This window comes from Enteractinococcus helveticum (assembly GCF_020742345.1).
In the GTDB taxonomy this organism is placed as follows: domain Bacteria; phylum Actinomycetota; class Actinomycetes; order Actinomycetales; family Micrococcaceae; genus Yaniella; species Yaniella helvetica_A.
Genome location: NZ_DYXC01000032.1, coordinates 1 through 14,261, shown reverse-complemented (window position 1 = coordinate 14,261; position 14,261 = coordinate 1). Strand labels below are relative to the sequence as shown.

Genomic DNA, 14,261 nt, shown 5'->3' with positions numbered 1-14,261 from the left:
CGTCATCGTCACTGGGTGCCATGACTATCCTCAGGACCATTCTGGGTACCCTTGCGCTTGGTAGCGTCGTGCTGTTTGCGGTCATAAGCGCGCATCTGGCTCCAAGCAAAAAGCACCACCGCGAACAGCAAAATCAGCCACGATCGGTCGGAACCAAAAAATGCTTCATCATTGATCAGCACCGCTATGAATTCCACAACGACCACAACGATGGCGCCGATCATCCCACCGACCAGCCCGGCCTTGAGCTTGCCATGCATGACTATGTACTCCTGACGTGTTGAGACTAATACCGCTCAGCATCGCTGAGGGAATCCTGCCAAGCCTGGTACAGCTGAGCAAACTGTCCACCGGCTTCAACGAGTTTTGCCGGTGTGCCGTCTTCAAGAATTTGGCCGTCATCGACCACCAAAACACGATCCGCAATCATCACCGTGGACAGCCGGTGGGCGATGATAAAGGATGTGCGCTCTCCGAGCAGTTCTTTCAGGCCTTCTTGAACGAGTGCTTCAGTCGGGGCATCAAGTGACGACGTTGCCTCATCCAAAATCAATACCGACGGATTGGCAAGGAATGCTCTGGCAAAAGAGACCAACTGACGTTGCCCGGCAGACATGCGACCACCCTTGGCCCGCACATCGGTATCAAACCCCTCGGGCAACTGATCAATAAACGTATCGGCACCGATAGCTGCCGCGGCCGCTCGGATCTCCTCTTGAGTTGCCGCCGGATTCCCAATGGCAATGTTCTGGGTTACCGAACCAGAAAACAGGTAGGACTCTTGGGTGACCATGACGATGTGTTTGGTCAGGGTTGCTAACGTGAGGTCTTTGAGATTGACCCCATCCAGGGTGATCGTCCCATCGGTGGCGTCATAGAAGCGAGCCATGAGTTTGGCGATGGTCGATTTACCCGCACCTGTTGAGCCGACAATGGCCACAGTTTGTCCGGCTGGGATATGGAGCGAGGTGGGCTGGAGCGCCAGGGGTAGATCATCTTGGTAACGAAACGAAACGTCGTCGAAGACGATCTCACCGGCGGCCTCATCCAGTTCGACAGGTTCTTCTGGATCAGTCACCGCAGGTTTTTCTGCCAGGAGGCCAGAAATCTTTTCCAATGCGGCAACAGCAGATTGGAACGTGTTGTAGAAGTTCGCGATCTCATCGATCGGCTGGAAGAAACGCCGCGCATATAATACCAGGGCAATGAGCACACCGACTTGCAGTTCGCCGCCCAGAACCCGGAAACCACCGACCATCAACACCGCGGCAATGGTGATTGATGATAACCAGCGCAGGGTTGGTTGGTAGATACCAAAGAGCTGAATTGAGCGCAGCGCTGACTGGCGGTGATCCTCGGCAAGTTGTTCGTAGCGTTCACCGTTTGCCTTTTGACGGCGATACGTTTTGACCGCCCGAATACCTGAGACGGTTTCAACGAAATGCGAAATCAGCCGCGCGGAGTTGGTCTGGATCTGGCGGTAAATCACCGAGGAACGTTTCTGGAACCAAATAGTCAGCATGGTGGCAGGTACCAGCAGCCCGGCCATAACAACACCCGAGGGCAGGTCCATGGTCAAAATCAGCACCATGGTAAACACCATTTGCAGCACCGAGCCGACCATAATATCCAGGCCCGAATTCAACAGCTGGGCCAGCGCATCCATATCCGAGGTCTGCCGGGCCACGGTGCGCCCGGAAGCATAGGACTCATGGAACTTCATATCCAGACGCTGACTGTGTACAAACAGCCGTTGCCGTAACCCGTACAGCACGGTCTGACCCAGGGTCATATTCCAGCGAATAAACACATACATTAACCCGCCAGCAGCCAGGGCCGCGACGATGTGCGCCACTGATGCTGCAACCGCCGGGGTAGCATTGCCCTCAAGCAGGGCCGGAATGCCGTTATCAATACCCCAAGCAATGATCGCCGGACCAGCCACGGAGGCTATTTGTGCAATGACGACGACGATCGACAACCCAACAAGCTGCCACCGAAAGGGCTTCAATACCGTGGCCAGCAACCGCAGGGAGGCCCGCCGTTCAGCACGCGTCATGCGCTGGTAATCTGCAGATGCTGCACCGCGTGCGCCTCTTGGACCGCTCATGATTGCATCTCCCAAGCGTCTTCGGTTTGACTGGCCATAATATAGCGGTATCGAGCCGAGGTTCGAAGTAATTCTTGGTGTGTGCCCACCGCTGCAATCTGGCCGTCATCCAGTAGCGCAACTCGATCGGCCAGGGCAACCGTGGAGGACCGGTGGGCGATGATAACAGTCGTGGTGGTATCTAATACCTGGCGCAATTGGGCGATGACGCGTTCTTCGGTTTTGGTATCCAGCGCCGATAACGGATCATCCAGCAATAACAATGCCGGTCGCGAGGCGATAGCCCGAGCCAGCGCAAGGCGTTGTCGCTGACCACCCGATAACGAGAACCCTTGTTCGCCAATCGGTGTGTCGAGCCCCTGGGCGAGGTCGGCAACAAAGCCTGCATCAGCCGCGTGCAGAGCTTCCCAGGCGATATCTTCCTGGATGTCGTCGGGAAGTGCCGGATCCACGCCTAGCAGCACATTGTCCCGTACGGAGAAGGAAAACAGTGTCGTATCTTCGAAAGCAAAAGCTGTCAGACGTCGAAGGTCGTCAAGGTCCATATCGTGCACGGAAACACCATCAATGGTGATCCGACCCCCGGTGATATCAAAGATGCGTGGCACCAGCTGTAACAGCGTGGATTTTCCATTACCTGTCACTCCAACCAGGGCCAGGGTTTCACCGGGATGAATATGCAGGTTGACGCCACGAAATAAATCTGGAGTGTCCTGCGGGGCATCAGGGAAACGAAAGCGTACGTCGTCCAGAATTAATTCACCGGTGGCATGGTCAAGGTCCACCGGAACTGGCACCTTCGGGGAGACGATGGTGTTGTCGGTGTCCATGACTTCGAAGTACCGTTCCAATGCAGTCGTGGTTTGTACGGCTTGTCCAAAGAGCATGCCCAGCATTCGCGTGGGCCCGACAACCAGCGTGGCGGTGGCAAAGAAACTAGCCAGCTCACCGACGTTCATCGCACCGGCATTGACTTGAAACAGGCCCAATAGCAAACAGAGCCCCAGCATGGTTTCGGGCAGGGCAAGCATGAACATATCGAATCGGGCCAGCGTGGTGGCTTTGCGGATTTCGTTGTCTCGAAGTGCGATCGCATCCGTTTGGAAATTCGAGAGGGCTTGTTCGCTGCGGCCAAAGGCTTTGAGCACCCGAATGCCTTGAACAGACTGTTCTACCGTCGTCGAAATTTCCCCATTGAGGTCTTGGGAACGACGCGTCAGAATCGAATAATCGCGCTGAAAACGATAGGTCAACACCACAATGGGGATGACAATAATCAAAAAGATCAGCGCCAACAGCATCGAGGATCGCGACATCATATAGATCCCCACCAACACGGTCGCGGTCGAAGAGACCGTCATGATCATGCCAAAGGCAATCCAGCGGCGAATCTGTGTCACGTCCTGTTGGGCACGTGACAGTAACTGCCCGGATCCCCAATCATTGTGAAAAGCCACCGGCATATCCAGGATGCGGTTATAAAACCTGACCCGCATGTGCCGTTCGGTTTCCGTTGACGGACCAACAGCAAAGATCCGACGCAACCACAACAACACGGCTTCCACCAGACCCAGTGCAACCACAACGCCACCGGCAAGCCAAACGGTGGTGGCCGTAGGGGAGGTGTGGAGATTATTGACCAAGAATTCGAGCACCTGGGGAATCATCAGCCCCACGATGGATGCTGCAATCGTGACGGCCAGTCCCATATAGAGACGAGGTCGAATTGGTTTGATGATCCGCCATAAGCGCGTCATGGCTGTTTTCATAAACCATGCCTCCTATGACTCAGCTGTAAGAAACCGTTATCCCGCCTATCGTAATGCCGGCAAGCTTGCGACCTGAACAGATCGTATCTACCACACAGCACCAGGAGGAGTTTTTTAGCTTGGTGATTAACTGCGGTGATACAGTGACTTCCGCCAGTATATGGGCTCAGCGGTGATCAGCATGCCCAGCTGGCGGAACATGGATTCGTCCACCGAGCCCAGGATCGTGGTGGTGTGGACGTCGCAGCCTCGCAGGTACTGCAGTTTTGCGATTGCTTTGCGAGCGTCGTCGGATTCGGCAGCCGACACCGACAGCGCAATGAGCACTTCATCGGTGTGCAGCCGAGGGTTGATCGAACCTAGGTGCCGCGTTTTTAGTGTTTGGATAGGTTCGATCGCCTGGGGACGCAGCAGGTGGACGTCTTCGTCAATGCCGGCCATGTACTTCAAAGCGTTGAGCAACATGGCTGCAGAACAGCCTAAAAGGTCCGATGTTTTGCCCGTGAGGATGGTGCCATCGGGTAATTGCACCGCGCTTGCCGGCTGCTCAGTGCGTTCGGCCAGTTCTAAGGCTGGCGTTACCACTGGACGATCTTCCTTCGTGACGCCGAGGCGCTTCATGATGACTTCGATGCGCGAGGACACGGTGTGATCGGTGGTATCTTCGCGGCGTTCTTCAACACGAGCCTTATACCATCGTCGAATAACTTCCTGCCGGGCAGCTTCAGCACACACTGCATCATCGCTGATGCAATGCCCGACCATGTTGACACCCATATCGGTCGGCGATTGATAGGGCGAATCCCCATACAGTTTCTCTAACATCGCTTTTAATAGCGGAAACGCTTCGACGTCGCGGTTATAACTGACGGCCTGTTCGTGATACGCGGCGAGGTGGTAGGGGTCAATGATGTTGTTGTCATCAAGATCTGCGGTTGCCGCTTCGTAGGCCTGATTCACCGGGTGCTGCAGGGGCAGATTCCAGATGGGAAAGGTCTCAAATTTTGCATAGCCGGAACGAATTCCATGTTGGTAATCGTGATAGATCTGAGACAACGAGGCAGATAGTTTACCGGAGCCCGGTCCTGGACCGGTGACTACAACGAGCGAACGGGTCGTTCGAGCATACTGGTTTTGACCAAAACCCTCAGCCGAGATGATGGTCTCGGTATCGGTAGGGTACCCAGCAGTGGGATAGTGATGCGTCACCTTCAGCCCGGCGCGTTGCATACGATCGCTAAATGCCAGGGCGTTGGAATAATCTGCTGACAATTGCGTGATGACCAGGTGTTCGACCATGAAACCTTCGTCACGGAAGATATCAATGAGGCGCATAGCTTCGTCTTGGTAAGTGATGCCAAGATCAGCCCGGACTTTCTCGTACTCCAGATCCTTGGCATTGAGTACCATCATGATCTCTAGCTCGTCTTTGAGCTCTTGGAGCATGGAAATCTTATTATTCGGCGTAAACCCGGGCAGAACGCGTGAGGCGTGCAGGTCGTCAAAGAGTTTGCCACCCATTTCCAGATACAGTTTGTTGCCGATCTGCTGACGTCGCTGAGAAATGAATTGCGATTGCAATTTGATGTATTTTTGCGAGTCGAAACCGATATTGGGGCGAAATGATGTTGTTCGGGTCAAATTCTCAGCGTCCACGAGACACCATTGTTCCACGGACCATGCCGAGATCCCAGTTGTGGGTCATACATCACGGGTAAGAGGGGTGGAATTTGCTGTTGAGAAACCACGAACTCATCTGTTGACAGATGTCCTTAATATCTCGTACACCACAAATTGTTGTGGTTGTCATGGTTGTGCAACACAATCACTGGTGATTTTGGGTGCAACACGCCGTGTCGAAAAATTCTTTTTCTGTGGATTCATGGGCTGGGTGATTGATGTGGGAATGTGGAGAACTTTTTGCGCGTTGTACTAGACCCGCACTAGGACGCCGAAGTATCAATAGGGGTACTTGTGGAATTCGCGCGAGGAGGTTGTGGAGAACCCTGTGGGTGAATGTCAAACATGTAATCACAACATCTAGTTCTTCTTTGAATTCGCTAACCCTAGATGTAGTGTTAAGGATGTGGATGAGCCCGGTAAGGTGTTCACCAAGAATTCAATAACAAAGCCGTGAGCCCCTTCGACTTTCACGAAGTTGGTGGCATGGACCGGCGCGAAAGCAACGACTTAGGGAGAAATCATGACTGTCACCGTTTACAGCAAACCAGCATGCGTGCAGTGCAACGCAACCGTGCGGGCCTTGGATAAAAAGGGCATCGAATACGACGTCATTGATATGTCCCAGGATATGGATGCTTTAGAACGGGTACGCGCGCTGGGCTACATGCAGGCTCCGGTTGTCATGGCGGGCTCTGAACACTGGTCAGGTTTCCGCCCAGACAAAATCGCCACCCTTGAGGCCAACGTTGCTGCCTCGACCGTTGCATAAGCTTTTCTTCAACTTTTTGAAAGCAGGGATCTAATGACTGCCCAGGTGCAGGATAGATCATTCGTGAAGTCTCCAGAATCGCAAGATATGATCGAGACTCATGCGAAACTGATCTACTTCTCCTCGGTGTCCGGTTACACTCATCGTTTCGTGGAGAAGCTCGCGCTAGAAGATGGTGACGCCGCACGGCTGCCACTGATCACCCGTGAGCCCACGCTGTATGCGAAAGAACCATTTGTGCTGATGCTGCCGACCTACGGTGCAGGCAAAGGACCAGGGGTTGTACCTAAACAGGTTATTAAATTCCTGAACGTGAAAAATAACAGAGAGCTGATTCAAGGCGTCATCGCTGCTGGAAACACAAACTTTTACGACGCCTATTGTCTTGCCGGTGACATTATTTCGGCCAAGACGAACGTACCGGTTATGTATAGATTCGAACTCATGGGCACCCCTACGGATGTCGCCAAAGTTCGTGAAGGATTGGATGCATTTTGGCAACAACACTCACTGAAGCAGAACTAATTCAGTCGGCTAAGAAGCTTCCTGAGGCATGGAAAGGCCTCGGATACCACGAACTGAACGCTATCTTGAACCTCTATGGTCCAAACGGTGAGATCCAGTTCGAAGCCGATCATGCTGCTGCCCGTCAGTATTTCTTGCAGCACGTCAATAAAAACACTGTGTTCTTCCACAGTCGTCGCGAACAAATCGATTACCTCATCGAAAACGAATACTACGAACCAGAAACTTTCGAACAGTACCCAGAACAGTTCGTTTTTGATCTCTACGATCAGGCCTACGCGCACAAGTTCCGGTTCCCGTCATTTTTGGGTGCATTCAAGTTCTACACTTCCTATGCTCTGAAAACTTTTGACGGCGAACGCTACCTGGAACGCTACGAAGATCGCGTTGTCATGAACGCTTTGTACTTAGCGCGCGGTGATCAAGCTATGGCAAGCAGCCTGGTAGATGAAATCATCCTGGGTCGCTTCCAACCAGCCACCCCGACGTTTTTGAACGCCGGTAAAGCACAGCGTGGCGAACTCGTGTCATGCTTCTTACTGCGTGTTGAAGACAACATGGAATCCATTGCACGCGGTATTAACTCCTCCCTGCAGCTGTCCAAGCGTGGTGGTGGTGTCGCGCTGAACCTCACCAACCTCCGCGAACAAGGTGCCCCGATTAAGAAGATTGAAAACCAATCTTCCGGTGTCGTGCCTGTCATGAAGTTGTTAGAAGACTCCTTCTCCTACGCCAACCAGCTTGGTGCACGTCAGGGGGCGGGCGCAGCATACCTGAATGCGCACCACCCAGACATCATGACGTTCTTGGACACCAAACGTGAAAACGCTGATGAAAAGATTCGCATCAAGACGCTCTCGCTTGGTGTGGTCATCCCAGACATTACGTTTGAGCTGGCCAAGAAGAACGAACCCATGTACTTGTTCAGCCCATATGATGTTGAACGCGTTTACGGTAAGCCATTTAGCGAAATCTCGGTCACCGAGAAGTACTACGAAATGGTCGACGATCCACGGATCAAAAAAACCAAGATCAAACCACGTGACTTCTTCCAGACCATAGCTGAACTACAGTTCGAATCTGGCTACCCATATATGGTCTTCGAAGACCACGTCAACGCAGCCAATCCGATCAAAGGTCGCATTTCGATGTCGAATCTATGCTCGGAAATCTTGCAGGTTTCTGACCCCTCAACGTATAACGCAGATCTGTCCTACGACCACGTGGGCAAAGACATTTCGTGCAACCTAGGCTCCATGAACATTGCCAAGACCATGGACTCCGAAGATTTCGGTGGCTCCATCGAAACGGCAGTTCGAGCGTTGACTGCAGTATCTGATCTGTCGGATATCTCATCCGTCCCATCCATTGCTAAAGGCAACTCCCAGTCTCACGCAATTGGTCTAGGCCAGATGAACTTGCACGGCTACCTTGCACGTGAACAAATCCATTACGGTTCTGAAGAAGGCATCGACTTCACGAACATGTACTTCTACACCGTGGTCTATCACGCACTGCGCGCATCGAATAAGCTGGCCATCGAACGCGATGAAACTTTCAGCGGCTTCGAAGACTCCAAATACGCATCCGGTGAATTCTTCGATAAATACACCGAGCAGGAATGGAAACCAGCAACCGATAAAGTGGCACAACTCTTTATCGATGCCAACGTGCACATTCCAACTCAGCAAGACTGGCAAGAACTCAAAGCCTCCGTCATGGAGCACGGGATCTACAACCAGAACCTACAGGCCGTACCGCCAACGGGCTCGATTTCCTACATCAATAACTCGACCTCATCGATTCACCCGGTTGCTTCCAAGGTGGAGATTCGGAAAGAAGGCCGTCTGGGGCGGGTCTACTACCCAGCACCGTATTTGACGAATGACAACCTGGAATACTTCGAAGACGCCTACGAAATCGGCTACAAGAAAATCATCGACACGTACGCTGCTGCAACCCAGCACGTCGACCAAGGTCTGTCACTGACACTCTTCTTCAAAGACACCGCTACGACTCGTGACGTCAACAAGGCTCAGATCTACGCCTGGACCCAGGGCATCAAGACCCTCTACTACGTCCGTGTACGTCAGCTGGCTCTTGAAGGAACGGAAATCGAAGGCTGCGTATCCTGCATGCTGTAAACGAACACACGAGAGTGTGCCGTTTGAGCGACGACTCGTCAAACGGCACACTTTGTCGTGTACACTCAAGCGACGCAGACCGAAATCGTAGAAAGAAAGTTGCATGACTCCCGAAGAAGTAGCGCAGCGCATCCCCACCTACCAGGCGATTAACTGGAACCAAATTGAAGATGACAAAGACCTCGAAGTTTGGAACCGTCTGACCACCAACTTTTGGTTGCCAGAAAAGGTCCCGCTGTCCAATGACCTGCAGTCTTGGGCCAACATGACCGACGAGGAACGCAAAGTCTCCATGCAAGTCTTTGCTGGTCTGACCCTGCTTGACACTATTCAGGGCACCATCGGTGCCGTTTCGTTATTGCCAGACGCACTGACTCTGCATGAAGAGGCCGTGCTATCCAACATCGTGTTTATGGAAGCTGTACACGCCAAGTCTTACTCGTCGATTTTCTCGACCCTGGCATCGACTGAAGCTATCGACAATATTTTCCGTTGGACTCGTGAAGAGCCCACCTTGCAGTACAAGACCCATGAGATCATCAAGCACTATGAAGGCGATGACCCGCAGAAACGTAAGATCGCCTCGGTCATTTTGGAATCCTTCTTATTCTATTCAGGGTTCTACTGGCCGATGTACCTGTCATCGCAGGCACGTCTAACCAACACTGCTGACTTGATTCGTTTGATTATTCGCGACGAAGCGATTCACGGATACTATATCGGGTACAAATACCAGCGCAATCTGGAAAATGAGACTCCAGAACGTGCAGCAGAACTCAAAGAGTTTGCTTTTGACATGCTGCTTGACCTCTACGATAACGAAGTGGCCTACACACACGACATTTACGATCCACTGGGTCTGTCTGAAGATGTCAAAAAGTTCCTGCACTACAACGCCAATAAAGCGCTGATGAACATGGGATATGAAGCCATGTTCCCAGATTCCGTTACTGATGTGAACCCAGCGATTCTGTCAGCACTGAGCCCGAACTCTGACGAGAACCACGACTTCTTCTCCGGATCCGGGTCTTCCTATGTCATTGGCGCTAAGGAAGAAACCGAAGACGACGACTGGGATTTCTAAGATATTGAGCAACTGAGTCTGATCGATTAGGCCCCTCTGTCATTGCGATGGCAGAGGGGCCTTTCTTATCGAGCAGCTCTGTATACATTTACATCGCGAAATGCATTCGTACCCATCGATGCAAGTGCAGATTCGACCAGTGCTGTCCATAGGTGGACCCCTATGAGTCTTACTGGTTTAGCTTGAGCATTGCTTACGACCATGAGTGCATCAAAAGATGGCGAGTCATAAAAACTGGACTGACATGTTGTGGGTCCGGTTCAGCAGGCTGTCATGTTCTAAGCTTATTTTTTGATTCGCTGGCGTTTGGACCGGCGACGCGTGGGCTGTGCCTAGGCGAAGGAAAGGAATAATTTTTCTAACTGGGCGATGTCTCCGTCTTGGGTTTCACCGTCGGTGAGACATTCCTGCAGGGCAGAGGAAATCACCAAGAATCCTGCACGATCAACTGCTTTCGACACCGCCGAAAGTTGCTGGACGATCTCTGCGCAGTGTGCGTCGTCTTCTACCGCGTTGATCACCGCGGCAAGTTGTCCATGAGCTCTGCGCAGGCGATTGACGATCTTCTTTTTTGCTGCGGCATCTTTTTCTAGGCCGGTTGATTGCATCATTGTGTACTCCATAAAGCGGACATTGGATTGCCACCATGATACCCCATAGGGTATTGTCGAAATATACCCCCAGGGGTATACAAGTAAATTTGGAGTAACAACCACGAGGACAAGATCATGTGTCGACCAGTGAAATGCAACGTCTGTGGAAAAACGACGTGGGCCGGTTGCGGCCAACATATCGAGGCGGTCAAAGCTTCTGTGCCACCAGCTCAATGGTGCAACGGAAAGCACACTGAACAAGAAATCGCCAATGCTCGGACCGCCGCTCCCGGCATTCTGGCCAGGATCTTCGGGCGATAAAACTGAACTCACACGCAACGCAAGGAACATGACATGCTACTTGAACATATTTATGATCCAGATCTAGCCCAGGGAAGCTATTTGATTGGCTGCCAGGCCAACAACACAGCCATCGTGGTCGATCCACGACGTGACATTCAGGTCTACCTCGATCTGGCAGCACAACACGGTATGCAGATCACAGCGGTCACCGAAACCCATATCCATGCTGATTACTTATCCGGCACTCGCGAGCTGGCTGCGGCAACCGGCGCACAAATGTATGTGTCCGATGAGGGCGGACCCGACTGGACCTATGGCGATGGTTTTGCCGATGCCGTGCGCATGCAACACGGTCACACAATTACGCTGGGGAATATCACCCTGGAAGCGGTACATACCCCCGGGCACACCCCAGAGCATATGTCTTTTCTTGTAACTGATGGCGCGCAAACTTCCGAGCCCGGGTTTATGCTCAGTGGTGATTTCGTCTTCGTCGGTGATTTAGGCCGTCCTGACCTCCTGGATGAAGCCGCCGGGGGAATTGACACTCGTTTTGGGGGAGCCCAACAGCTTTTCGACTCCTTGCGTGATCACTTCTTGACACTGCCGGACTATGTTCAGGTGCTACCCGCTCACGGCTCCGGATCAGCATGTGGCCGCGCACTTGGTGCTGTGCCAACAACCACCGTGGGTTACGAACGCAACTTCTCGTGGTGGGCGCCATATGTGGAAGCTAACGACAAAGATGGTTTTGTTGCCGAGCTGCTGAATAATCAACCCGATGCGCATTCCTACTTTGGTCGAATGAAGGTCCAAAATCGACAGGGGCCAGCTATTCTAGGCGAACTGCCAGAGTTGGTGAGCTACACCCCAGCAGAACTCAAACCATTGGTAGAAGCCAACGAAAAAATCCTGGTCGATACTCGTCCGCACACCGACCGGTATGCAGCAGCCGTTGATGGTGCACTGTCAATTCCAGATGCAATGAAGGCAGCGACACACATCGCATGGGCCTATGATCCAGAGACTGAACATCGTGATCTAATCGTCCTGGCCCCAAACGCACAACAAGCCTCGCAATATCGTGATCACTTCATCCGTGTTGGTGTCGATGCCCTGACCGGCTATACCACCAGCCTGCAAGGACTTCTCAGCGATGGAGTGCCCACAGTGGATGTCGATGAGTTAGACACTCTCGAGGAGCACTGCATATTGGATGTACGTGGCGCTGACGAATACGACGCCGGTCATATTCCAGGTGCACACCGATTAGCTGCAAGCCGCGTGGTCTGGAACTCCGACCAACTACCAACAGATCGCCAAATTATTATCTATTGCGCATCTGGACGTCGTGCCGCAATTGGAGCCTCTGCCTTACGCCGCAAGGGATTTAATATCGTAGAACTCAACGGCGATTTCGGTACTTGGGCTGCTGTTCACGACAATATCCCGGCAATCGTGACCGGCTAAGCAATCAATGATCTTTCTAGGCTATCTCCTTGCTCTGATTGTTGGGGTAACGCTTGGTCTGTTGGGTGGCGGTGGCTCAATCTTGACGGTTCCTATTCTCAACTACGTGATGGGAATGGAACCACAAGAAGCCATCGCCTCCTCGCTGGTCATCGTCGCGATCACATCGGCGGTGGCACTCATTCCGCACTGGCGGGGAAACAGAGTGTCGTTTTCGGTAGGATTGCCCTTCGGCCTGGCATCCATGGTGGGTGCTTTTCTTGGCGGGTGGAGCGCACAATTCGTTCCCGGCTACATTCTGATGCTAATTTTTGCGGTCATCATGATCGCCACCTCCGTCAATATGATCCGAGGCAAAAGACGCGCGACTTCTGACGAGCCCACTCAGCCATCACTGTTGGTTTCGGCAAGTATCGGGGCAGTAGTGGGTGCAGTCACCGGGCTGGTGGGCGCCGGCGGTGGATTTCTCATTGTGCCAGCCCTGGTCTTATTTGGCGGGCTGCCCATGCACTTGGCGATTGGCACGTCACTGTTAACGATCGTGATGAAAAATGCTGCGGCATTAGGCGGCCACATTGTTTCAGTTTCGATCAACTGGCCGGTCACAATGGTTTTTACCGCCATCGCGATTGTCGGCTCACTGATTGGTGCTCGCTGGGTCAGCAAGATTCAACCTGATAACTTGCGAGTCGGCTTTGGCTGGTTCGTCCTGATCATGGGTATCGCAGTGATTTCAACCGAGTTGGCCCCGGCCTTCTTTTGAGTTTTGTATCATTCACTGAGCGCAAAGTGAAACATTGCCGTGCCACACATCACAAGACCACGATGTATCTGGCAAGATAGGCTCATGACCTCATCACAGGAACTAACTCAACCACAGGACACCGCGTACTTTCGGCGGATTAAACCCATCGAAATTACTGAGGATGTCCGTACTTCGTATTTCGTCTCGACTCCGCATGCTCAAGGCGCGTGGCAAGACGACGAACTGCATATGGCACCGGTTTCGGGTCTGGTCGCAGCAGAATTGGAAGCGTACCATCCGTGCCAGGATTTCCTAACCTCGCGGATGAGTTTTGATATTCTTGGCAAACTACACGCCGGGGAGGTCAAAGTCGTTACCGAGACCATTCGCCCCGGACGCACCATCGAACTGATTCAGTCCACGGTGTATGCCCAAGGTCGCACCGTGCTCGTTGGCCGTACCTGGAAGATCATCACTTCTGATACATCCCGGGTGGCAAATATTTGCGATGCACACCTACCACCCGTGGAAGATGCCCAACCCTGGGATGAGATGTCTACGCGTTGGCCCGGTGGGTTTATTCGTTCGATCCACGCCCGAAAATTCCCAGACCATGGACCGGGCCACGGTCGCGTCTGGATCACCAGTGAGTTAGATATCATCGAAGGTGAATCGACGTCGTCATTTGCCAAACTTGTGGGCCTAGCCGATACGGCCAATGGACTAGCACCGCTGGCAGAGCCCTCCGAAGAGAATGTGTTCTTTGCCAATGTTGATCTGACCATTCATTTCCTGCGGCCCCCGGTGGGTGAATGGCTCGGGTTTGCTATCTCGGCCAATATCGGCGAAACGGGCGGCGGTATTACGTCAGCCATTTTGTACGATGCCGACGGCGTCCTGGGACGCAGTGAACAATCCCAGACGGTTCGCCTCACTGACGCATAAGCACCGTATTAAAACCATTCTGGGCTCCACAATCGCAATAGATTGTGGAGCCCAGAATGGTTGCAGCGCGGTTTAGTGTCCGCGAGCGATCCATTCATCCAGGTGTGGTTTTTCGTCACCG

13 protein-coding genes are annotated in these 14,261 nt (G+C 52.8%); 8 read left to right on the top strand and 5 right to left on the bottom strand.

Going from position 1 to position 14,261, the window contains the following annotated elements; all coding sequences use genetic code 11:
* Positions 1–8: 8 nt before the first annotated feature.
* The 4 genes from K8V32_RS02755 to K8V32_RS02740 all read right to left on the bottom strand — a co-directional run bounded on the left by K8V32_RS02755 (position 9) and on the right by K8V32_RS02740 (position 5,520).
* Positions 9–260 (bottom strand): hypothetical protein, encoded by a 252-nt coding sequence (locus K8V32_RS02755; protein WP_303902524.1) that lies wholly within the window; start codon positions 258–260, stop codon positions 9–11.
* 26 nt (positions 261–286) lie between these two features.
* Complete coding sequence (locus K8V32_RS02750; protein ID WP_303902522.1) at positions 287–2,110, bottom strand: ABC transporter ATP-binding protein; 1,824 nt, start codon at positions 2,108–2,110, stop codon at positions 287–289.
* Positions 2,107–3,879: an ABC transporter ATP-binding protein gene (locus K8V32_RS02745; protein ID WP_303902519.1), complete on the bottom strand. Its 1,773-nt coding sequence runs from the start codon at positions 3,877–3,879 to the stop codon at positions 2,107–2,109. The genes K8V32_RS02750 and K8V32_RS02745 overlap by 4 nt, the downstream gene beginning before the upstream one ends.
* A gap of 126 nt (positions 3,880–4,005) precedes the next feature.
* Positions 4,006–5,520 carry a DUF1846 domain-containing protein gene (locus K8V32_RS02740; RefSeq protein ID WP_303902517.1) on the bottom strand — a complete coding sequence of 505 codons (1,515 nt, stop codon included), beginning with the start codon at positions 5,518–5,520 and terminating at the stop codon, positions 4,006–4,008.
* Between the two features lie 562 nt (positions 5,521–6,082).
* Here K8V32_RS02740 and nrdH point away from each other — a divergent pair.
* The 4 genes from nrdH to nrdF all read left to right on the top strand — a co-directional run bounded on the left by nrdH (position 6,083) and on the right by nrdF (position 10,084).
* On the top strand, positions 6,083–6,331 hold the full coding sequence (nrdH, locus tag K8V32_RS02735; protein ID WP_303902514.1) for a glutaredoxin-like protein NrdH: 249 nt from the start codon (positions 6,083–6,085) through the stop codon (positions 6,329–6,331).
* An 87-nt stretch (positions 6,332–6,418) separates the two neighbouring features.
* Positions 6,419–6,856, top strand: coding sequence for a class Ib ribonucleoside-diphosphate reductase assembly flavoprotein NrdI (nrdI, locus tag K8V32_RS02730; RefSeq protein WP_524536676.1), 438 nt, complete (start codon positions 6,419–6,421; stop codon positions 6,854–6,856).
* The gene (nrdE, locus tag K8V32_RS02725; protein WP_303902576.1) at positions 6,856–9,000 is read left to right on the top strand and encodes a class 1b ribonucleoside-diphosphate reductase subunit alpha; all 2,145 of its coding nucleotides are present in this window, start codon (positions 6,856–6,858) and stop codon (positions 8,998–9,000) included. Before nrdI ends, nrdE begins: the two co-directional genes overlap by 1 nt.
* Positions 9,001–9,103: 103 nt before the next feature.
* Complete coding sequence (gene nrdF, locus K8V32_RS02720; protein ID WP_303902508.1) at positions 9,104–10,084, top strand: class 1b ribonucleoside-diphosphate reductase subunit beta; 981 nt, start codon at positions 9,104–9,106, stop codon at positions 10,082–10,084.
* A 332-nt stretch (positions 10,085–10,416) separates the two neighbouring features.
* Here nrdF and K8V32_RS02715 read toward each other — a convergent pair whose 3' ends face one another.
* Positions 10,417–10,695, bottom strand: coding sequence for a metal-sensitive transcriptional regulator (locus tag K8V32_RS02715; RefSeq protein ID WP_303902505.1), 279 nt, complete (start codon positions 10,693–10,695; stop codon positions 10,417–10,419).
* 117 nt (positions 10,696–10,812) lie between these two features.
* On the opposite strand from K8V32_RS02715, the gene K8V32_RS14710 reads away from it, so the two are divergent.
* The 4 genes from K8V32_RS14710 to K8V32_RS02695 all read left to right on the top strand — a co-directional run bounded on the left by K8V32_RS14710 (position 10,813) and on the right by K8V32_RS02695 (position 14,140).
* Complete coding sequence (locus K8V32_RS14710) at positions 10,813–10,998, top strand: DUF8730 family Cys-rich protein (protein ID WP_303902501.1); 186 nt, start codon at positions 10,813–10,815, stop codon at positions 10,996–10,998.
* A 33-nt stretch (positions 10,999–11,031) separates the two neighbouring features.
* A complete protein-coding gene (locus K8V32_RS02705) occupies positions 11,032–12,450 on the top strand; it encodes an MBL fold metallo-hydrolase (RefSeq protein ID WP_303902498.1) in 1,419 nt (472 codons plus the stop codon).
* A gap of 7 nt (positions 12,451–12,457) precedes the next feature.
* Complete coding sequence (locus K8V32_RS02700) at positions 12,458–13,213, top strand: sulfite exporter TauE/SafE family protein (RefSeq protein ID WP_303902495.1); 756 nt, start codon at positions 12,458–12,460, stop codon at positions 13,211–13,213.
* Positions 13,214–13,297: 84 nt separating this feature from the next.
* Positions 13,298–14,140, top strand: coding sequence for a thioesterase family protein (locus K8V32_RS02695; RefSeq protein ID WP_303902490.1), 843 nt, complete (start codon positions 13,298–13,300; stop codon positions 14,138–14,140).
* The last annotated feature ends 121 nt before the right edge of the window (positions 14,141–14,261 follow it).